This is a genomic window from Streptomyces sp. DH41 (genome assembly GCF_029813785.1).
Lineage (GTDB): Bacteria > Actinomycetota > Actinomycetes > Streptomycetales > Streptomycetaceae > Streptomyces.
The window spans coordinates 122,581-142,305 of record NZ_JARVKY010000022.1; the positions used below are offsets into that span (position 1 = coordinate 122,581).

Annotated in this window: 13 protein-coding genes; 10 read left to right on the forward strand and 3 right to left on the reverse strand. The window is 69.2% G+C overall.

Annotated features, from left to right (window positions below; genetic code table 11):
* The first annotated feature begins 25 nt into the window (after window positions 1-25).
* Genes QC283_RS30045 through QC283_RS30055 form a run of 3 tightly spaced genes read left to right on the forward strand, consistent with a single transcriptional unit; the run spans window position 26 to window position 3,881 of the window.
* On the forward strand, window positions 26-1,675 hold the full coding sequence (locus QC283_RS30045; protein ID WP_279564874.1) for an ABC transporter substrate-binding protein: 1,650 nt from the start codon (window positions 26-28) through the stop codon (window positions 1,673-1,675).
* Window positions 1,672-3,192, forward strand: a complete 1,521-nt coding sequence (locus QC283_RS30050) for a GH39 family glycosyl hydrolase (RefSeq protein ID WP_279564875.1) — start codon at window positions 1,672-1,674, stop codon at window positions 3,190-3,192. The genes QC283_RS30045 and QC283_RS30050 overlap by 4 nt, the downstream gene beginning before the upstream one ends.
* Window positions 3,189-3,881: a hypothetical protein gene (locus QC283_RS30055; protein ID WP_279564876.1), complete on the forward strand. Its 693-nt coding sequence runs from the start codon at window positions 3,189-3,191 to the stop codon at window positions 3,879-3,881. The genes QC283_RS30050 and QC283_RS30055 overlap by 4 nt, the downstream gene beginning before the upstream one ends.
* A 125-nt stretch (window positions 3,882-4,006) precedes the next feature.
* On the opposite strand, the gene QC283_RS30060 is transcribed toward QC283_RS30055, so the two are convergent.
* From QC283_RS30060 to QC283_RS30070, 3 genes are all read right to left on the reverse strand, one after another.
* Window positions 4,007-5,947 carry an alpha-glucuronidase gene (locus QC283_RS30060; protein ID WP_279564877.1) on the reverse strand — a complete coding sequence of 647 codons (1,941 nt, stop codon included), beginning with the start codon at window positions 5,945-5,947 and terminating at the stop codon, window positions 4,007-4,009.
* A gap of 4 nt (window positions 5,948-5,951) precedes the next feature.
* Complete coding sequence (locus QC283_RS30065; protein WP_279564878.1) at window positions 5,952-6,482, reverse strand: hypothetical protein; 531 nt, start codon at window positions 6,480-6,482, stop codon at window positions 5,952-5,954.
* Between the two features lie 154 nt (window positions 6,483-6,636).
* The gene (locus QC283_RS30070) at window positions 6,637-10,446 is read right to left on the reverse strand and encodes a GH92 family glycosyl hydrolase (RefSeq protein ID WP_279564879.1); all 3,810 of its coding nucleotides are present in this window, start codon (window positions 10,444-10,446) and stop codon (window positions 6,637-6,639) included.
* Window positions 10,447-11,093: 647 nt separating this feature from the next.
* Between QC283_RS30070 and ngcE the strand changes: the two genes are divergently transcribed.
* The 7 genes from ngcE (at window position 11,094) to QC283_RS30105 (ending at window position 19,401) form a co-directional block, all read left to right on the forward strand.
* Window positions 11,094-12,506, forward strand: a complete 1,413-nt coding sequence (gene ngcE / locus QC283_RS30075; protein WP_279564880.1) for an N-acetylglucosamine/diacetylchitobiose ABC transporter substrate-binding protein — start codon at window positions 11,094-11,096, stop codon at window positions 12,504-12,506.
* A 7-nt stretch (window positions 12,507-12,513) separates the two neighbouring features.
* Window positions 12,514-13,575 carry a carbohydrate ABC transporter permease gene (locus QC283_RS30080; RefSeq protein ID WP_279564881.1) on the forward strand — a complete coding sequence of 354 codons (1,062 nt, stop codon included), beginning with the start codon at window positions 12,514-12,516 and terminating at the stop codon, window positions 13,573-13,575.
* Window positions 13,572-14,480, forward strand: a complete 909-nt coding sequence (locus QC283_RS30085) for a carbohydrate ABC transporter permease (protein WP_279564882.1) — start codon at window positions 13,572-13,574, stop codon at window positions 14,478-14,480. Before QC283_RS30080 ends, QC283_RS30085 begins: the two co-directional genes overlap by 4 nt.
* A 231-nt stretch (window positions 14,481-14,711) precedes the next feature.
* Window positions 14,712-15,923 (forward strand): ROK family transcriptional regulator, encoded by a 1,212-nt coding sequence (locus QC283_RS30090; protein ID WP_279564883.1) that lies wholly within the window; start codon window positions 14,712-14,714, stop codon window positions 15,921-15,923.
* 133 nt (window positions 15,924-16,056) lie between these two features.
* Window positions 16,057-17,160: an ABC transporter substrate-binding protein gene (locus tag QC283_RS30095; RefSeq protein ID WP_279564898.1), complete on the forward strand. Its 1,104-nt coding sequence runs from the start codon at window positions 16,057-16,059 to the stop codon at window positions 17,158-17,160.
* A 160-nt stretch (window positions 17,161-17,320) separates the two neighbouring features.
* A complete protein-coding gene (locus QC283_RS30100) occupies window positions 17,321-18,112 on the forward strand; it encodes an ATP-binding cassette domain-containing protein (RefSeq protein WP_279564884.1) in 792 nt (263 codons plus the stop codon).
* Window positions 18,109-19,401, forward strand: a complete 1,293-nt coding sequence (locus QC283_RS30105; protein WP_279564885.1) for a sugar ABC transporter permease — start codon at window positions 18,109-18,111, stop codon at window positions 19,399-19,401. The genes QC283_RS30100 and QC283_RS30105 overlap by 4 nt, the downstream gene beginning before the upstream one ends.
* Window positions 19,402-19,725 lie beyond the last annotated feature (324 nt).

The window sequence follows — 19,725 nt, forward strand, 5'->3', positions numbered from 1 at the left end:
TTCCAGCCACACCGAGGGAGTAACCGTGAAGAACGCAGGACAGCTTTCGCGACGTCAGGTCCTGGCGGCCGCCGGCTTCGCCGGCCTCGCCGCGCTCACCGGCTGCGGCAGCGGCGACGACGGCGGCGACTCCAAGGACCTGTCGAAGAAGCGGAACGGCGCGATGAAGGAGTACCGGGCCGGCCAGCGGTTCAAGTCGTCCGAGCCGCTCTCCTTCTCACTTCTGCACCTGAGCAACCCCAACTACCCGCCCAAGGACGACTGGCTGCTCTGGAAGGAGCTCACCAAGCGCACCGGCGTCACCCTCGAGACCACCGACGTCCCCCTCAGCGACTACGAGAAGAAGCGCAGCCTGCTCATCGGCGCGGGCGACGCCCCCCTGCTCCTGCCCAAGACCTACCCCGGCCAGGAGACCCCGTTCGTGGCGTCGGGCTCCGTCCTCGCGGTCAGCGACTACGTGAAACTGATGCCCAACTTCCGCGACAAGGTCAGCAGATGGAAGCTGGAGCCCGAGGTCGACTCGCTGCGCCAGTCCGACGGCAAGTACTACCTCCTGCCCGGCCTGCACGAGAAGGTCAAGTCCAGCTACTCCCTCGCGCTGCGCACCGACGTCCTCGACCGGCTGGGCCTGAGCCTGCCGTCAACCCTGGACGAGACGGCCGACGTCTTCCGGGCGATCAGGTCGGAGTACCCCGACCGCTATCCCTTCTCCGACCGCTGGAACCAGCCCGAGCCCGGCGGCGCCCTGCTCGGGTACATCGGCCAGGCCCACGGAGTCCGGGCCGGCTGGTCCTACCTGAACACCAGCTGGGACGCGCGGGACGAGAAGTTCGTCTTCACCGGCGCCACGGACGGATACCGCTCGATGATCGAGTACCTGCGGAAACTGGTCGACGAGAAGCTGGTGGACCCGGAGGGCTTCACCCAGAGCGACGACGAGGCGGTCAAGAAGCTGCTCTCCGAGAGGTCCTTCGCGATCAGCGCCAACCCGCAGGAGCTGGTCCAGAACTACCGCTACAACCTCGAGCGGCAGGTCAAGGGCTCGAGGATCGAGATGATCCCGGTCCCGCTCGGACCGGCGGGGCCCGTGGTGCTCGGCGGCTCCCGCCTGGAGAACGGCATGATGATCGCCGGGGACGCCCTGAAGCGGGACGACTTCGTGGCGCTCATGCAGTTCGTGGACTGGCTCTGGTACTCCGACGAAGGCCAGGAGTTCACCAAGTGGGGCGTCGAGGGCGTCACCTACACCGCCTCCGGCGGCCGGTACCAGGCCGCGGACGGCATCAGCCTCATGGGTTCCGACCCGGGCGCGCCCAAGGACCTCCAGAAGGACTACGGCTTCTACAACGGCGTCTTCTCCTACGGCGGCAGCTGGGAACTGGTCTCCTCCGCCTTCAGCCCGGACGAGAAGAGGTTCCAGGACGCCATGTCCGGGCGCGAGCAGCTCCCCGTCGACCCGGCCCACCCCCTCCAGTCCGTGGAACAGGAACAGGCCACCCTCTGGGAGACCCCGCTGAAGGACCACGTCCGGCAGAACACGCTCCAGTTCGTCCTCGGCAAACGCCCGATGTCCGAGTGGGACGCCTACGTGAGTGAGCTGAAGGCCAAGAACATGGACCGGCTGGTCGACGTGCACAACAAGGCCTACGAGCGGTTCGGCGAGGAGCGGGGATGATCCGTGTCCCCGCCGAGCCGGCCGGCCCCTTCCCCGACGCCTGGCGGTACTGCGTCGGCACCGGCCGCCTCGACCTCGCCCTGCGCCGCGACTACCAGGACTCCCTCGCCCTGCTCCAACGCGAGATCGGCTTCCGGCACATCCGCGGCCACGGCCTGTTCAGCGAGGGCATGGCCGTCCACCGCCCCTACACCCACCGGGGCGCCCGGCACGTCCACCACTCCTTCACCCACGTCGACCAGGTCGTCGACGGCTACCTGGCCGCCGGCATCCGCCCCTTCCTCGAACTCGGCTTCATGCCGCACGACCTCGCGAGCGGCGACCGGACGGTGTTCTGGTGGCGCGGCAACATCACCCCGCCCCGCGACACCGCCGAGTGGACCGCGCTGGTCCGGGCCACCCTGACCCACCTCGTCGACCGGTACGGCCTCGACGAGGTCCGCACCTGGCCCGTCGAGGTCTGGAACGAACCCGACCTGCCCGACTTCTGGCAGGACGCCGACGAAAGCGCGTACCACCGGCTCTACGAGGCGACCGCGCACGCCGTGAAGGACGTGGACGCCTCACTCCAGGTGGGCGGCCCGGCCGTGTCACCCGGCGCGGGGCCGGGCCGGCTGGAACGGTTCGCCGAGTTCGCCGACAGCCGGGACGTGCCCGTCGACTTCGTCTCCCGGCACGCCTACAGCTCCGGGCCCGCCCAGCACGTGCCGTTCGGCGTGCACCAGACGCTCGCCCCGGCCGGGACGCTGCTCGACCAGTTCGCCGAGCCGCGCCGGACGCTGAAGGGCACGCGGCTCGCGGACCTGCCCGTGCACATCACCGAGTTCAACTCCTCCTACCGGCCCGACAACCCGGTCCACGACACCGCCTTCCACGCCGCCTACCTCGCCCCGGTCCTCGCGGCGGGCGGCGACCTCGCCGACTCCTTCTCGTACTGGACGTTCAGCGACGTCTTCGAGGAGACCGGCGTCCCCACCGCCCTCTTCCACGGCGGCTTCGGGCTGCTCACCCACCGGCAGGTGCGGAAACCGACGTACCACCTCTACGCCTTCCTCGCCCGGATGGGCCCCGACCTGCTGACCCGGGGCGACGACCACCTCGTCACCCGGCACCCGGACGGCCGGGTCACCGTCCTGGCGTGGACCCCCGTGGACCCGTCGGGCACGACACCCGGCCCGGACGGGCACGCGCTGCGGCTCTCCCTGCCCGTCGGCACCGGCGGGCGCGGCGAGGCGTTCGTCCGGCGCCTGACCGTGGACGAGGAGCACGGCAACGCCTGCACCGCCTGGCGCCGCATGGGCAGCCCCCGCTCACCGCGCCCCCACCAGCTGGACGTCCTCCACGAGGCCGCCGAACCCGCCCGCACCCACCGGCGCCTGCCGGTCGAGGACGGCCGCGTGGACCTGCCCCTCACCCTCACCCGCCACGAGGTCGCCTTCGTCGAGCTGAGCCCCGTCGACGACGAGACCCCGCCCTGGTGGGACGAGCGCCGCCTGCTCGGCCGGGAGCCGGGATGAGCGACGCACGCACCACGGGCCCCGCCGGCTTCGGCACCGGCGTCCTCTCCCGCACCGCCGCCCTGATCCACACCCTGCTCACCGTCGAGGCCCTGCTGCTCCTGGCCACCGCACCGGGCCTGGCCGGCCTGTTCCTGCTCGCCCCCGACCCCGCCAACCTCCCCCTCGCCGCCCTCTGCCTGCTGCCCCTCGGACCGGCCCTGTCCGGCGCCGTCCACGCCCTGCACCACCGCAGCGGCGACCTCACCGAACTCCACCCGGCCCGCGCCTACTGGCGCGGCTGGCGCCTCAACGCCCTCCCGGCGCTGCGGCTGTGGGCGCCCCTGCTGGCCTGGCTCACCGTCATCGCCTTCACCCTCACCCACTTCACCGCCACCGGCCTGCCCGGCTGGTGGGCGGTGCTGCTCGCGGCCGTCGGCGCGGGCTCCCTCCTCTGGGGCGCGCACGCCCTCGTCCTCACCTCCCTCTTCACCTTCCGCGCCCGCGACACCGCCCGCCTCGCCGCCTACTTCCTGCTCCGGCACGGCCGCGCGACCCTCGGGGCCGCCTCCCTGCTGATCCTGGCCGCGGCCCTGACCGCCCTGCTGACCGAGGCCCTGCCCGCCCTGCTGGCCGCCCCGCTGCTGCTCTCCCTGCTGCACAGCAGCCGACCGGTGATCACCGAGACCCAGGAGGACTTCACCGCCTGAGCACGCCCCGCACCCCCAAGATCCCGTACGGCGGCGACTGCAACCCGGAGCAGTGGCCCGAGAAGGTCTGGGACGAGGACCACCGCCCCCACCCTCGATCCGCTCGGCGTCATGGTGCTGCGCCTTCAGTGAAGGGTCCGCCCCCGCTCGTCCGGCACCCCGGACTTGCGCAGGAAGTAGCTGTTGACCTGGTCGCGCCACTCGCGGGCGCAGCGCACCTGCTCCTCGTACCGCTCCGCCACGCGCGCGTGCCGGGCCGGGTCGACCAGGCCCGCGAGGCCCGCCCACACCCGGCGGGCCTCCTCCGCCTCCGCCACGCCCTCGAAGTGCGTGTCGTAGATGTGCTGGATCACGGTCTTCCCGCTGTGCAGCACATGACCGTAGGGCACGTGGTGGAAGAACAGCAGCAGCTCGTCGGGGCAGGTGTCCGGCGACTCGTACAGCTCGGACCAGGGCTTGGCGTACTGCGCCGCGTAGCCGGTGCCGGTCGCCGCGCTGCGGTCCACACCGACGCCGTCGCGGTCGGCGAAGTGGTAGGTGCCCCAGGGGCTGTACTCGTAGCCGTCCACGCTCGGCCCGTAGTGGTGCCCCGGCTGCACCATGAAGCCGACGCCGAGCGGTGCCGTGTACTTCTCGTACGTCGACCAGGAGCCGTCGAGCACCGCGTGCAGGCCGTCGACCAGCCGTCGTTCCGCCTCCGGATGGGTCAGCGCGATCCACTCGCCGAGGACCGTCCGCGGGTCGGCCGCCGGGTCCCAGGCAAGGCGCCCGAAGGTGTAGAGGTTGGCCTGGGCGAGCGGGTGGCCGGTCCAGAACGGGTCGTCGCCGGCGTTGGACACGGCCACGAGCCCGTCCGCGATCCGCCCGGTGCCCGCCCCGCCGTCGGGGCGCGAGCGCAGCACCTCGCTCCACATCGGACCCAGCCAGCACACGTGCCGCTGCTGCCCGGTGTACTCCTGGGTGGCCTGCACCTCCACCGCGAGCCGGGTGCGCGGCATCGCCCCGATCAGCGGCGAGAGCGGCTCGCGCACCTGGAAGTCCATCGGCCCGTGCTTGACCTGGAGGACCGCGTTGGCCGCGAAGTCGCCGTCCAGCGGCACGAAGTGATCGTACGCGGCGCGGGCCCGGTCCGTCGTCCGGTCCCGCCAGTCCTGACGGTGGTCGTACACGAAGGCCCGCCAGTGCACGGTGCCGCCGTGCGGCGCGAGCGCCGCGGCCAGCAGGTTGGCGCCGTCCGCGTGCGTGCGGCCGTAGGCGAACGGGCCCGGCTGACCCTCCGAGTCCGCCTTCACCACGTACCCGCCGAAGTCGGGTATCGCCTCGTACACCCGCGCCGTCGCCCCGGCCCACCAGGCGCGCACCCGTTCGTCCAGCGGGTCGGCGGTGGGCAGGCCGCCGAGGACGACGGGCGCCGCGAAGGTGACGGACAGGTGCGTGCGCACGCCGTACGGCCTGAGCGCGTCCGCGAGGGCGGCGACCTCGCCGATCCGGTCGGTGAGCAGACGCGCCTCGGTCTCGTGCACGTTGACGTTGTTGACGGCGACCGCGTTGATCCCGCAGGCCGCGAGCAGCCTGCCGTACGCCCGCACGCGGTCCAGGTCGCCGCGGGCCCGGCCGTCGGACCAGAACAGCGACCCGCCCGCGTAGCCGCGCTCGACCTGGCCCATCACCGGGTGCACGGCCACGTTGTCCCAGTGGTCCAGCATCCGCAGCGCCACCGCCGGACGGTGCTCCTGCCGCGCCCGCTCACCCCGGAACGCCTCCTCGCCGAGCCGTACGACGTGGAACAGGCCGTACAGCAGCCCGCGCCCGCCGGACGCCGTGACGGTGGTCGTCCCGTTCTCGCGGCCGTACGCGAAGCCCTCGTCGTCGGTGTCGCCGGTCAGCTCCAGGACCAGGTCGGCCGGGGCGCCCTCACCCGCCTCACGGCCCCCGAACCGCGCGCGGGCCGCCGTCACCTCACCGCGCACCGTCTCCGCGAGCGGACCCGCCCCGCGGACGAGCACGCGCCGGCCGCCGACCGCGCGGAAGGCGGCGGGCGGCAGCCAGGCGGGGTCGATGTCCATGCCGTCAGGCGACCGCTCCGCCGGTGCCGCGTGCCGCCGCGATGTAGTCGGCGCGGCCGGCCCCGTCGTACACGGTGATGTCGACGTACGCGCCGTCCGGGATGCTGAGGTTCTTCACCGTGAGGTCGACGGTCTCCGAGGTGCCCGGCGCCGAGAAGGTGCCCAGGTCGTGGTAGGAGCCGCCCGACGAGTAGCCGACGGCCACGTAGAACGTGTCGCCGTCGTTCTTGGTGTCGTAGATCCAGAGCTTCTCGCCGCTCGGGTGGAACTCCACCTTGCCGACGAACCAGCCCGCGTCGTTCAGCTCCATCTTGACGGCGGTGCCGCCCGCGTCGTGCGCGAAGTAGGTGCCGTCGAACGGGTCGGTGAGACTGCCGCCGCTGCACGGGCAGTCACTGGTGGCGCGGTAGTACGAGGAGACGCTGGGATCGGGGTCGTACGCCTGGGCCGGCGTCGCCGTCGCGAACAGGGCCCCCGCCGCCAGCAGCGCGCCCGTGACCAGACCCGTGAACCGTGTGCCGATACTCGTCCGCACGTGTTTCCCCCTCGGAATGCGCGTGAGGCGCCTCCGGCGTCCGCCGGTGGCGCCCGCTCATTGTGGTGCATCCGTCACGCACGGGGAATGGGTCGGCACACGGGAGTGGCGGGTTCGGGCCACACGCCCGGACCCGCCACCGTGTCTCATCCGCTCACGCCAGCAGTTCCACCTCCGCCAGCGTGTGCTCCCCGTCGAGGACGAGGCGGTACTTCTGGTACGTCCCCGGCGACTTCACCGAGAACGCCCGGGTCTGCCGGTCCCAGGCGAAGGACTCGCCCGAGCGCTGGTCCAGCGTCCGCCAGGTCGTGCCGTCGGCCGAGCCCTGGAGCTTCCAGCCGGTCGGTGCCTTCGTCCGGTCCGCCGACGACGTCAGGGTGTACTGGACCGCCTCGGCGCCCTTGTCGGACACCGGCAGCTCCACCGACGTCACGCTCGCGTCGGTCGCCGACGTGTCGTCGAACAGGGCGCCCTCGGCCTCGATCGCGTCGGCGCGCGGGGTCGGCACCTCGTCGTCCTTGGTGATCGACACCGGGGCGGCGTTGTCGCCGGTGCCCCACTTCGACGGCCGCGGACCCATGTCGAACTCCAGGACGCCGCCCTTCGCGATCAGCGAGTGGGGGAGCGAAGTCGAGTTCCAGCGCTTGCCGTTGACCTTCAGCCCCTGCACGTAGACGTTCTCCGTGCTGTTCTTCGGCGCCTTGACGACCAGCTTGCGGCCGTTCTCCAGCTCGACGGTCGCCTTGGTGAACAGCGGGGAGCCGATGGCGTACTCGCCGCTGCCCATCACCAGCGGGTAGAAGCCGAGCGAGGAGAAGAGGAACCAGGCCGACTGCTCGCCGTTGTCCTCGTCACCGTGGTACCCCTGCCCGATGTCGCTGCCGGTGTACAGGCGGGAGAGCACCTCGCGGACGTTCTTCTGCGTCTTGTGGGGCTGCCCGGCCGCGTCGTACATGTACAGGGCGTGGTGGGCGACCTGGTTGGAGTGCCCGTACATGCCCATGCGGACGTCCCGCGCCTCGGTCATCTCGTGGATGACACCGCCGTAGGAGCCCTTGAACTCCGGTGAGGCCGTCTCGGGGGTGGACAGGTACTCGTCGAGCTTGTCGCCGAGGCCGTCCCGGCCGCCGTAGAGGTTGGCCAGGCCCCGGCTGTCCTGCGGGGCGGTGAAGGCGTAGCCCCAGCCGTTGGTCTCCGTGTAGTCGTAGCCCCACACGCGCGGGTCGTACTTCTCGGAGGCCACGCGCCAGTCGCCCGCGAGGTCCTTGCCCTGGAAGAAGCCGGCCTTGGAGTCGAACATGTTGACGTAGTCCTGGGCGCGGTTCAGGAAGTACGCCGACTCCTCCTTGTACCGCTTCTCGCCGGTCTCCTTGTAGAGCTTCTCGCCCATCTTCGCGATGCCGTAGTCGTTGAGGTAGCCCTCCAGCGCCCACGACATGCCCTCGTGCGTCGCCGTGCTCGTGTAGCCGAGGAACGGCGAGGTCTCCATGCCCTTGCGGCCCACGCCGGAGGACGGGGGCACGGTGGTGGCGTTCTTGACGGCCGCGTCGTACGCCGCCTTCACGTCGAAGTCGTCGACGCCCTTGACGTACGCGTCGGCGAAGGCCACGTCCGAGGAGGTGCCGGTCATCAGGTCCGCGTAGCCCGGGGAGGACCAGCGCGAGGTCCAGCCGCCGTCCTTGTAGTGCTGCACGAAGCCGTCGACCAGCTCACCGGCCTTGGACGGGGTCAGGAAGGAGTACGCGGGCCAGGTGGTCCGGTAGGTGTCCCAGAAGCCGTTGTTGACGTACACCTTGCCGTCCACGATCTTGGCGCCGGTCTGAGTCGGGGTGTCCTCCTTGGCCGCCTTCGAGAAGGGGGAGGCGTACTTGTACTTCCCGTCGACCTTCTCGTGGCCCGCGTTCGGGTACAGGTACAGGCGGTAGAGGCTGGAGTACAGCGTGGTCAGCTGGTCCTGCGTGGCGCCCTCGACCTTCACCTTGCCGAGGATGCGGTCCCACTGCTTCTGGGCGTCGCGCTTGACCTTGTCGAAGGAGGCGCGCTTCGGGATCTCCTGGCGCAGGTTGTCCTCGGCCTGGTCGACGCCGATCAGCGAGGTCGCGATGCGCATCGTCACGGTGCGGTCCCGGCCCGCGTCGAAGCGCAGGTGGCCGGTGACGCCGCTCGAGTCGCCGCCGGTGACCTTGGAGTCGAACTCGCCGTAGACGAAGAGGCGGGTGGCGCCCGCGGAGCCACCGGACTTGACGTCCGAGTAGCCGCTGAAGGTGCCGGTCTCCTTGTCCAGGGTCAGGCCGGCCTGGTCGTTGACGTTGTCGAAGATCACGCTCGCGTCGTCACCGGGGTAGGTGAAGCGCATCATCGCCGCGTGGTCGGTCGGCGCCATCTCGGCCTTCAGGCCGTTCTCGAACCGCACCCCGTAGTAGTACGGCCGGGCGGTCTCGTTCTCGTGCCTGAAGGGCAGCTCACGGGCGTCCCGGCCGGTGTCCGGGGTGCCGGAGGCGGCGGACGGCATCACCTGGAAGGTCTGCCGCTCGCCCATCCACGGGCTCGGCTCGTGGCTCGCGCCGAACGCCTGGAGCGTGGGCAGGTTGTCCGCGTTGTTGCCGCGCGCGTAGTCGTAGATCCAGTTCAGCGAACCGGCGTTGGTCACCGGCGTCCAGAAGTTGAAGCCGTGCGGCACGGCGGTCGCCGGGAAGTTGTTGCCGCGGGAGAAGCTGCCGCTGGAGTTGGTGCCGCGGGTGGTCAGCGCGTAGTCGGACAGATGCGCCTTCGGCCGCTCGGGCCTGACGCGCTCGATCGCCACGTCGTCCAGCCAGCCGCGGAACTTCGCCGGCCCCTTGGGGGAGTCGTACGCCACCAGGATCCGGTCGACGGTCTTGCCGGCCGCGACCGACCCGATCCCCGATTTCACGCTGTTCCACTGGTTGACGTACAGCACCTTGGCGTCGCCCTGACCGCGCGGCGTCAGCGGGAAACCGTGCTGGTCGGTCGCCTTGAGGTCGCTCAGGTAGGTGCCGTCGGTGAAGGCGAGGTCGACCGCGACGTTCGTGGCGTCGTAGTCGAGGTCGCGGTCCCTCATCGACGGGAAGACCTTGTAGGAGAGCTCCGTGCGGCGGTCGACCTTCACGTTGACGTCGAAGACCTTGTTGTACGAGTACGCCCGGCCGTCCGCGGTGTGCCGGCCGGCGTACTGGAGGGCGTGCCTGCCGGTGAAGCCGGCGTTCGCCTTGGCGGTCGGCGAGCCGCTCGGCCCGTCGTCGACGAGGGACAGCATGTCCTCGGGGACGGGCGTGTCGGTGGCGGCGGTGGCCAGCTGGACGTCGGCGAGCTGGAGCGCGTCGCCGGCCCCGTTGTTCCTGGTGACCTCCAGCCGGAAGTGCTGGAACTCGGCCGCTTCCGCGAGCTCGTACGTCTTGGTGTGGAACGGCTCGTCGAAGGACTCTCCGGACCGGGTGTCCAGCGTCCGCCAGTTCTCCCCGTCGGCCGAACCCTTCAGCGTCCAGTCCTTGGGATCGCGCTCGGAGTGGTCGTTGGCCGAGGTGAGCGCGTACTTGGTGATCTTCGCCGGTTCGTCCAGGTCGAACTCGACCCAGCCGGTCGGCGCGAAGGTCAGCCACTTGGTGGTGGGCTCGTTGTCGAAGAGGTTCTCCTTCACCTCCCCGCCGCCCGTGTTCTCCGCGCTCGCCCGGACGCCGGTGACGCGGTCGGTGACGTTGCCCGGTATCCCGGTGCTGTACCCGCCGTCCACCCCCGCGGACCGTTTGCCGCCGTCCGGATCGGTGTCCACGGTGCTGATCCAGTCCGGAACCGGGTCATCCGCCTCGAACGAGGACGCGAACTCCCGGTCGGTCTCGGCGGGTGCGGCGGGCAGCGCGACCGCCGCCCCCTGTGAACCCACCGCCAAAGCGAAGGCGGTCGTCATCACGACCGCCGGACCCCATCTGTGCCGAACTCTGTACTGCATGCCCTGGCCACCCTCCCTGCGCTGGGGACAACGTTGTCAACTCAATTGCGCAAGGACCAGTAGGGGTCAAGTGACATGTGATGTCAAGGGTGTTGGATGTGGCGTTCGAGGCTTATGCCGGGGATTCTTCCGGCAAGTGGCACACAGGCCATTCATATTTCCGGGAGGTCTCAACTCGGAAAAGACGTACCGCCAACCTTGCATTCGATCTTGCTCCGCCGACGGTAAGTGGACTATACCTGTCGGCCATCAGGGGGATCCGGGGGGAACGCCGAAAGCAACCTCCAGAGCGCCCGAACAGCGGTGTTCGACAGCAGTACCCGCACTTCCTGCACGACCCAGCGTGACCCGATCGCGGTGCCGGGGAGGATCCGGTTCACCGCCTGAGTCCTGGAGAAGGCGAGGACTTGAGCATGGGATCCACCACCGGCGTAGGCCATCGCGATCTGATCAGGCGGAGCGCGACCGCCGCTCCGGCCCCGGCGACTGTTGTGCCGGCATCACTCAGCTGATCATCGGCGCCGCACCGCGGCTCCGAGACGACGGCGACAGCGCCCCACGTGCGGCCGGCGCAGGACCGGTCCGGCCGCGGCGGGCGCACACGCGGCACTTCCGTACAGATCCAATCGATCAGTGAGGATGCAGAGATGACCATTCGTGCCGGCTCTCTTGACAGGCGGACGCTTCTGCGGGGGGCCATCGCCACCGCGGCGATGGGCTCGTTCGCGGTCGCGTGCAGCTCTCCCTCCAGCGAGGACGGCGACGGCGACGGCGGCCCGAAGGGCGAGAAGAGCGCCACGAACCCGTTCGGTGTCGCCGCCGAATCCACGGTCGAAGCGGCCATCTTCGACGGCGGCTACGGCACCGACTACGTCGACTACACCAACCAGGTGCTCGGCAGCCAGGTCAAGGGCCTCAAGGTCCAGGTCAAGCCGGTCGTCGACATCGCCCCCCAGCTCCAGCCCCGCTTCGTCGGCGGCAACCCGCCGGACCTCATCGACAACTCCGGCGAGGATCAGATCGGCTTCCTCGGCATCCTCGACCAGTTGGAGGAGCTCGACGACCTCTTCGAGGCCAACACCTACGAAGGCAAGAAGATCGCCGACATCGTCTACCCCGGCGTCAAGGACCCCGGAACGTACAACGGCAAGTTCGTCGCGCTCCGGTACGTGATGACGGTGTACGGCGTCTGGTACTCGAAGACGCTCTTCGAGGAGAACAACTGGACCCCGCCGAAGACCTGGGACGAGGCGCTCGACCTCGGCCAGAAGGCGAAGAAGAAGGGCAAGTACCTCTTCGTCCACGGCAAGGAAGCCGCGACCTACTACCAGACGATGCTGTTCGCCTCAGCGATCAAGGAGGGCGGTGACGAGGTCCGGCTCGCGCTCGGCAATCTCGAGAAGAACGCCTGGTCGCATCCGGCCGTCCAGGGCGTCCTCAAGGTCATGGAGACCATGATCAAGGAGAAGATGTTCGTCCCCGGCGGCTCCGGCACCCAGTTCCAGAAGGCACAGGCGATCTGGAGCAACGACCAGAAGGCGCTGCTCTACCCGTCCGGTGGCTGGATCGAGAACGAGATGGCGAAGGCCACCAAGAAGGACTTCCAGATGACCGGGTTCCCGGAGATGACGCTCACGGACAAGCCGAAGCTTCCCTACGAGTCGCTCCACGCCGCAGCCGGCGAGCCCTTCATCGTGCCCAAGCAGGGCAAGAACCCGGCCGGCGGCAAGGAAGTGCTGCGGGCGATGCTGTCGGAGAAGGCGGCCGCCAACTTCTCCAAGACGAAGCTGGCCCCGACGGTGGTCAAGGGCACCGTGCCCGCCGACGGCTTCGGATCGGCCGCCCTCGTCTCCCAGACGACGATGCTCGAGGCCGCGGGCGACAACATCTACGACATGAGGAGGTTCGTCGAAGCCTACGGCATGAACACCGACCAGTTGGTGCCGTGGAACTCGTTCCTCTCCGGCGACCTCGACCGCAAGGGCCTCACCTCGGCCCTGCAGAAGATCTCCGACAAGGTCCAGGAAGACGACTCCATCGACAAGATCAAGATCAGCTAGTACGGCGATGAAAGACGACATCACCACCTCCGACGCCGCGAGCCGCCGGTCCGAGCCGGCCGCTCGCGGCGGGCGGCCACGGCGCCGCAAGCTCACCTTCGACCGGGTGACGTTCTTCCTCGCGTTCCTCGGTGTCCCGCTGGCCATCTTCGTGCTCTTCGTCCTGATCCCGTTCGGCCAGGCGATCTTCTGGGGGATGACCGACTGGCGCGGCTTCAGCCCGGACTACAACTTCGTCGGCTTCGACAACTTCACGAAGATGTTCCAGGACGACATCTTCTTGAAGGCGTTGCGCAACGTCGCACTCCTCGCGGCCTTCGTGCCGCTGGTGACGCTGACGCTCGCCCTCGGGGTCGCCGTGGCCATCACCCTGGGCGGGCCCAGCAGGGGCCCCGTCCGCGGGATCCGGGGAGCGTCGTTCTACCGGATCATCTCGTTCTTCCCCTACGTCGTGCCGGCGATCATCGTCGGTCTGATCTGGGCGCAGATGTACGACCCGAACGCCGGCCTGCTCAACGGCGTCCTCACCGGCCTCGGTCTCGACCGGTTCGACACGTTCGCGTGGCTGGGCGAGAAGGCGACCGCGATGCCGTCCGTGATGTTCGTCATCATCTGGGGGCTCGTCGGGTTCTACGCGGTGCTCTTCATCGCCGCGATCAAGGGCGTTCCCGCCGAGCTGTACGAGGCGGCGAGGATCGACGGGGCCGGCCGGCTGCGCACCACGATCTCGATCACCTTGCCGGCGATCCGGGACAGCGTGCAGACGGCGTACATCTACCTGGGCATCGCCGCCCTCGACGCGTTCGTCTACGTCCAGGCGATGGTGCCGAACGGCGGCCCGGACAACTCGACCCTGACGATCAGCCAGCGTCTGTTCAACGTCGCTTTCGCCAAGCAGCAGTTCGGCTACGCCACCGCGATGGGCATCGTCCTCGCCGTCGTCACCCTGGTGTTCGCGGCGCTGGTGTTCCTCGTCAACCGCCTCACGGGCGGCGGCGAGGGCGAGAGCAAGAGGAAAGCACCTGGGTCCAGAGCTCGGCGTGCCGCAGCCAAGGGAGGTGCCCGGTGAGCGTCATCGCCGCCGACCGGAAGCCGGCCGGTGACCGGAAACCGGCGAGAGACCGGAATCTGACGCGCGTCGCCGCGAGCGGCGACCGCAGATTCGCGGCGATCTCGCACGCCATGCTGATCCTGTGGTCCGTGATCGTGATCGTGCCCATGCTGTGGGTGCTGGTGTCGTCGTTCAAATCGACCGGCGAGATCCTTTCGTCGCCGTTCTCGCTGCCGGATCAGTGGCGGATCGAGAACTACGCGAACGCGTGGACCGACGCGAACATCGGAAGGTACTTCCTGAATTCCGTGATCGTCGTGGTCTCGGCACTGATCCTGGTGATGCTGCTCGGTGCGATGTGCGCCTACGTTCTCGCCCGGTTCGAGTTCCCCGGCCGCCGGCTGATCTACTACGTGATGCTCGCCGGCCTGACTTTCCCGGTCTTCCTGGCGATCGTTCCGCTCTTCTTCCAGTTGCAGAACTTCGGGCTGCTGAACACGCGTCTCGGGCTGATCCTCACCTATGTCGCGTTCGCGCTGCCGTTCACGATGTTCTTCCTCTATTCGTTCTTCCGGTCGCTGCCGCACGACGTGTACGAGGCCGCGCTGATCGACGGTGCCGGGGACTGGCGGGCGTTCTTCCAGGTGATGCTGCCGATGGCCAGTCCGGGCATGGCGGCGGTGGCGATCTTCAACTTCCTGGGCCTGTGGAACCAGTTCCTGCTGCCGGTGGCGCTCAACACCGACCAGGACATGTGGGTCCTCACCCAGGGCATGGCCGCCTACGCGTCCTCGCAGGTCTACGACATCGACTACGGCGCGCTGTTCGCGGCGATCGTGATCACGGTGGTGCCCGTACTGATCGTGTACTGCGTCTTCCAGCGGCGGATCGCCGGTTCGGTGTCGCAGGGCACCTTCCGCTGACGGCCACCGCCGCTCCACCCGTCGTACGCAGGGGCCCGGCCCCGGAGAGACAGCTCTCCGGGGCCGGACCCCTGTGGTATACCGCCGGTAGTCGGCCGTGGACACGGCCTGGAACCGATTCCTCTCAAGGTCTTGACGTCACTGGGCGATTCAGCGGAGTTTGGAGTTCATAACTTGTACAAGGCCCGGTCGCCACAGGGTGACGCGGGCCAGGGATGAGGGTGAGAGTCAATGGAGACTCCGGGGTCGCAGTCGTCGCTGCACCGAGCCAACCTGGAGCGGGTCGTCCGAGCGGTACGTCTTGCGGGTTCGCTGACCCAGGCCGAGATCGCGAGGACGACGGGCCTGTCCGCGGCGACGGTCTCCAATATCGTTCGGGAGCTGAAGGACGGCGGCACGGTCGAGGTCACGCCCACCTCGGCGGGGGGCAGACGGGCCCGCAGCGTCTCCCTGAGCGGGGACGCCGGCATCGTCATCGGCGTGGACTTCGGGCACACGCACCTGCGTGTCGCGGTGGGGAACCTCGCCCACCAGGTGCTCGCCGAGGAGTCCGAGCCGCTGGACGTCGACGCGTCCGCCGCGCAGGGCCTCGACCGGGCGGAGCAGCTGGTCAACCGGCTGATCGAGGCGACCGGCGTCGACCGTTCCAAGATCGCCGGCGTGGGCCTCGGCGTGCCAGGACCGATCGACGTGGAGTCCGGGACCCTGGGCTCGACCGCGATCCTGCCCGGCTGGGGCGGCACCCGGCCCGCCGAGGAGCTGCGGGGGCGGCTCGGCGTGCCGGTGCACGTGGACAACGACGCCAACCTCGGCGCCCTCGGCGAGCTGGTCTGGGGCAGCGGCCGGGGGGTGCGGGACCTGGCGTACATCAAGGTCGCCAGCGGCGTCGGCGCGGGCCTGGTGATCAACGGCAAGATCTACCGCGGACCCGGCGGCACGGCCGGTGAGATCGGGCACATCACGCTCGACGAGGCCGGTCCCGTCTGCCGCTGCGGCAACCGGGGCTGCCTGGAGACCTTCGCGTCCGCACGCTACGTGCTCCCGCTCCTCCAGCCGAGCCACGGCACCGAGCTGACGATGGAGGGCGTCGTGCGGCTGGCGAGGGACGGCGACCCGGGCTGCCGTCGGGTGATCGCCGACGTCGGCCGCCACATCGGCAGTGGTGTCGCCAACCTCTGCAACCTGCTCAACCCGAGCCGCGTCGTCCTGGGCGGCGATCTCGCCGAGGCCGGGGAGCTGGTGCTCGGTCCGATCCGGGAGTCCGTCGGCCGCTACGCGATCCCCAGTGCGGCGCGTCAACTCTCCGTTCTCCCCGGGGCACTCGGGGGGCGTGCGGAGGTGCTCGGAGCGCTCGCCCTCGCCCTCAGCGAGATGGGCGATTCGACGCTTTTGGACGGAAGCGCGACCGGCACTCTGCCGGCGGCCACTCCTGCCTTCACTTAGAGCACGGATGGCACCGTTGTCATCTCGTTAAGGATTTACTTCTTGACGTCGCACGTGCGGCCGAGTTGACTTCCAGCCACCTCGGCCGCAACGACGCGGCCTCGTCAGGGAGGTTTCTGAAGTGAACACGCGTATGCGTCGTGCCGCCGTTGCCGTTGCCGCCACCGCGATGGCGCTCTCGCTCGCCGCCTGCGGCAGCGCCGCCGAGTCGGACGAGAACAAGGACTCGTCCGACTCGTCCGCCAAGAAGGGCGACGACATCAAGGTCGGTCTGCTCCTGCCGGAGAACCAGAACGCGCGGTACGAGAAGTTCGACAAGCCCTTGATCGAGAAGAAGGTCAAGGAGCTCACGAACAACAAGGGCGAGGTCGTCTACGCCAACGCCAAGCAGGACCCCACGCTGCAGTCCCAGCAGGTCGACACGATGATCACCAACAAGGTCGACGTGCTCATCGTGGACGCCGTGGACTCCAAGGCCATCGCCGGCTCGGTCAAGAAGGCCAAGGACCAGGGCATCCCGGTCGTCGCCTACGACCGCCTGGCCGAGGGCCCGATCGACGCCTACACCTCGTTCGACAACGTCACCGTCGGCAAGACGCAGGGCGAGGCCCTGCTGAAGGCGCTGGGCGACAAGGCCAAGGACGGCCAGATCGTCATGATGAACGGGTCCTCCACCGACCCGAACGCCGCCCAGTTCAAGGAGGGCGCCCACGCCGTCCTCGACGGCAAGGTGAACATCGGCCGCGAGTACGACACCAAGGAGTGGAAGCCGGAGAACGCCAACTCCAACATGCAGGCGGCCATCTCCGCCCTCGGCAAGGACAAGATCATCGGTGTCTACTCCGCCAACGACGGCATGGCGAGCGGTGTCATCACGGCACTGAAGCGCGCCGGCATCGCGAACATCCCGGTCACCGGCCAGGACGCCGAACTCGCGGGTGTGCAGCGCATCATCACCGGTGAGCAGTACATGAGCGTCTACAAGTCCTACCCGCAGGAGGCCTCGGTCGCGGGCGAGATGGCCGTCGCCCTCGCCAAGGGCGAGTCGCTCGACTCCATCGCCAAGGAGAAGTCCGACAGCGCCACGACCAAGGGCATCCCCACGGTCCTCATCCCGGTCGTCTCGCTGACCAAGGACAACATCAAGGAGACCGTCGTCAAGGAGGGCTACTACACCCTCGACGAGATCTGCAGCGGCAACTACAAGGCCGCCTGCGACAAGATCGGTCTCAAGTAAGCAGCCCCGCCTCCCGTACCGCCTGAGCGCGTACGGGACCGGCTGCACGCAGCTTCCTCCGGCGCCCCGCACTCAACAGCCCCGCAAGCTAAGCGGGGCGCCGGACGGAACACCCCCCAAACTTCTGCACAACCTCCCGCCGGGTCAGGCGGCGAAGGAGATGGTTCACGTGTCCGCTACGCCCGTGCTGGCGTTGCGCGGGGTCTCCAAGCGATTCGGTGCCGTCCAGGCGCTCACCGATGTAGAGCTTGAGGTCCACGCCGGTGAAGTGGTCGCCCTGGTGGGCGACAACGGCGCCGGAAAGTCCACGCTGGTCAAGACGATCGCCGGCGTGCACCCCATCGATGAGGGCGCCATCGAGTGGGACGGCAAGGCCGTCTCGATCAACAAGCCGCACGACGCCCAGAACCTGGGCATCGCGACCGTCTACCAGGACCTCGCGCTGTGCGACAACATCGACGTCGTAGGCAACCTCTACCTGGGCCGCGAGATCATCAAGCGCGGTGTCCTGGACGAGGTCGAGATGGAGCGCCGCTCACGCGAGCTGCTGGACACCCTGTCCATCCGCATCCCCAGCGTCCGCATCCCGATCGCCTCGCTCTCCGGCGGTCAGCGACAGGTCGTGGCGATCGCCCGGTCCATGCTCGGCGAGCCCAAGCTGGTCATCCTCGACGAGCCCACCGCCGCCCTCGGCGTCGAGCAGACCGCGCAGGTCCTCGACCTCGTCGAGCGGCTGCGCGAGCGCGGCCACGCCGTCATCCTCATCAGCCACAACATGGCCGATGTCAAGGCGGTCGCCGACAAGGTCGCCGTCCTGCGCCTCGGGCGCAACAACGGCGTCTTCGAGGTCAAGTCGACCTCGCAGGAAGAGATCATCTCCGCCATCACGGGCGCCACGGAGAACGCCGTGACCCGTCGTGCGGCGCGCACCAATGGGGAGATCAAGAAGTGAGCATCGACAAGACCTCCACCACCGCCGACGACCAGGCCGTGGAGAACCCCGACGCCGCTCCCGCCGCGGCCACCGTGGTCGACCCCCGGCTGCTGGTGCGCGAGCAGGGCTTCGCCGGCTACATCGGCGAGTTCAAGCGGAAGATGAAGGCGGGCGACCTCGGGTCCATCCCGGTCGTCGTCGGTCTGCTGGTCATCTGGGCCATCTTCACCAGCCTGAACTCCAACTTCCTCACCGCGGGCAACTTCTCCGACATGTCCGTCGCCATGGTCGGCACGGGCATGATCGCCGTCGGTATCGTCTTCGTCCTGCTGCTCGGCGAGATCGACCTGTCGGTCGGCTCGGTCAGCGGTGTCGCGGGCGCCACCTTCGCGGTGCTGAACATCACGCACGGGATGAACGAGGTGCTGGCCCTGGTGCTGGCCATCCTCACCGGCACGGTCGCCGGCGCCATCCACGGCTTCTTCTTCGCCCGTATCGGCGTGCCGGCCTTCGCCGTGACGCTGGCCGGACTGCTGTTCTGGCAGGGCTTCATGCTGCAGATACTCGGCAGCAACGGCACCGTCAACCTGAACCCCGACGGCATCGTCGTCAAGCTGACCAGCTACTACTTCAGCGACGTGGCCGCCGCCTACGGCCTGGCGATCGTCGTGACCGCGGGGTACTTCCTCTCCGCCTTCTTCGACAACCGCCGCCGCGAGGCCGCGGGCGTGCCGTCCCGGCCGCTGAGCGAGATCATCGTGCGCACGGTGCTGCTGGCCGCCCTGGCCTTCGCCGCGGCGATCGTCTTCAACCAGTACAAGGGCCTGCCGCTGGCCGTGGTGATCTTCCTGGCGTTCCTGCTGCTCACGGACTTCGTGCTGCGCCGCACGTCCTACGGCCGCAAGGTCTTCGCCCTCGGCGGCAGCGTCGAGGCGTCCCGCCGTGCCGGTATCAACGTCGAGCTGGTCCGGATCTCGGTCTTCGCGATCGCCGGCACCTTCGCCGCGATGGGCGGCCTTTTCGTCGCCTCGAAGATCGCCGCCGCCAACCAGGGCGCGGGCACCGGTGAGTTCCTGATGAACGTCATCGCCGCGGCCGTGATCGGCGGCACGTCCCTCTTCGGTGGCCGCGGCCGCACGTGGGACGCGCTGCTCGGTGTGATGGTCATCGTCTCGATCCAGTACGGCCTCGCCCTGCAGGGCATCGCCTCGCCGGTCCAGTACATGATCACCGGTGGCGTCCTGCTGGCGACCGTCGTCATCGACGCGATCACCCGCAAGACGCAGAAGACGGCCGGCCGCGCGTAGGCGCACGCCACGCACGTCGCCGCCGCACAGCGCCCGCCCGAGCTGAGCCCTCGGGCGGGCGCTGTGCTGTCCGCCCGCACCCGGGCCCGGCGCTGCCGCGAGGACGCCGGCCAGCTCGGCGCACGCGCGGTGGAGGACGTGGACGACGTGTGTACACGGGGGCTCCTCGCGTACGGGACGACGACGTACGTCAGGATGCCGGGGACGACGGCCGGCGGGACCGGTTCTCGCCGACGGGCGGGGAAGCCGTAGAAGGGACCGCCGATGGGTAAGGCCGAACGCGTGACGTACGACGCACCGCCCCGACACGTTCCGCCACGGCGG

What these genes read in the sequence shown, in the direction of transcription:
- QC283_RS30060 (WP_279564877.1), bottom strand. Translation starts at nt 5,947, where the DNA reads ATGGACATCGACCCCGCCTGGCTGCCGCCCGCCGCCTTCCGCGCGGTC.
- QC283_RS30055 (WP_279564876.1), top strand. Translation starts at nt 3,189, where the DNA reads ATGAGCGACGCACGCACCACGGGCCCCGCCGGCTTCGGCACCGGCGTC.
- QC283_RS30070 (WP_279564879.1), bottom strand. Translation starts at nt 10,446, where the DNA reads ATGCAGTACAGAGTTCGGCACAGATGGGGTCCGGCGGTCGTGATGACG.
- QC283_RS30090 (WP_279564883.1), top strand. Translation starts at nt 14,712, where the DNA reads ATGGAGACTCCGGGGTCGCAGTCGTCGCTGCACCGAGCCAACCTGGAG.
- QC283_RS30095 (WP_279564898.1), top strand. Translation starts at nt 16,057, where the DNA reads ATGCGTCGTGCCGCCGTTGCCGTTGCCGCCACCGCGATGGCGCTCTCG.
- QC283_RS30050 (WP_279564875.1), top strand. Translation starts at nt 1,672, where the DNA reads ATGATCCGTGTCCCCGCCGAGCCGGCCGGCCCCTTCCCCGACGCCTGG.
- QC283_RS30080 (WP_279564881.1), top strand. Translation starts at nt 12,514, where the DNA reads ATGAAAGACGACATCACCACCTCCGACGCCGCGAGCCGCCGGTCCGAG.
- QC283_RS30100 (WP_279564884.1), top strand. Translation starts at nt 17,321, where the DNA reads ATGGTTCACGTGTCCGCTACGCCCGTGCTGGCGTTGCGCGGGGTCTCC.
- ngcE (WP_279564880.1), top strand. Translation starts at nt 11,094, where the DNA reads ATGACCATTCGTGCCGGCTCTCTTGACAGGCGGACGCTTCTGCGGGGG.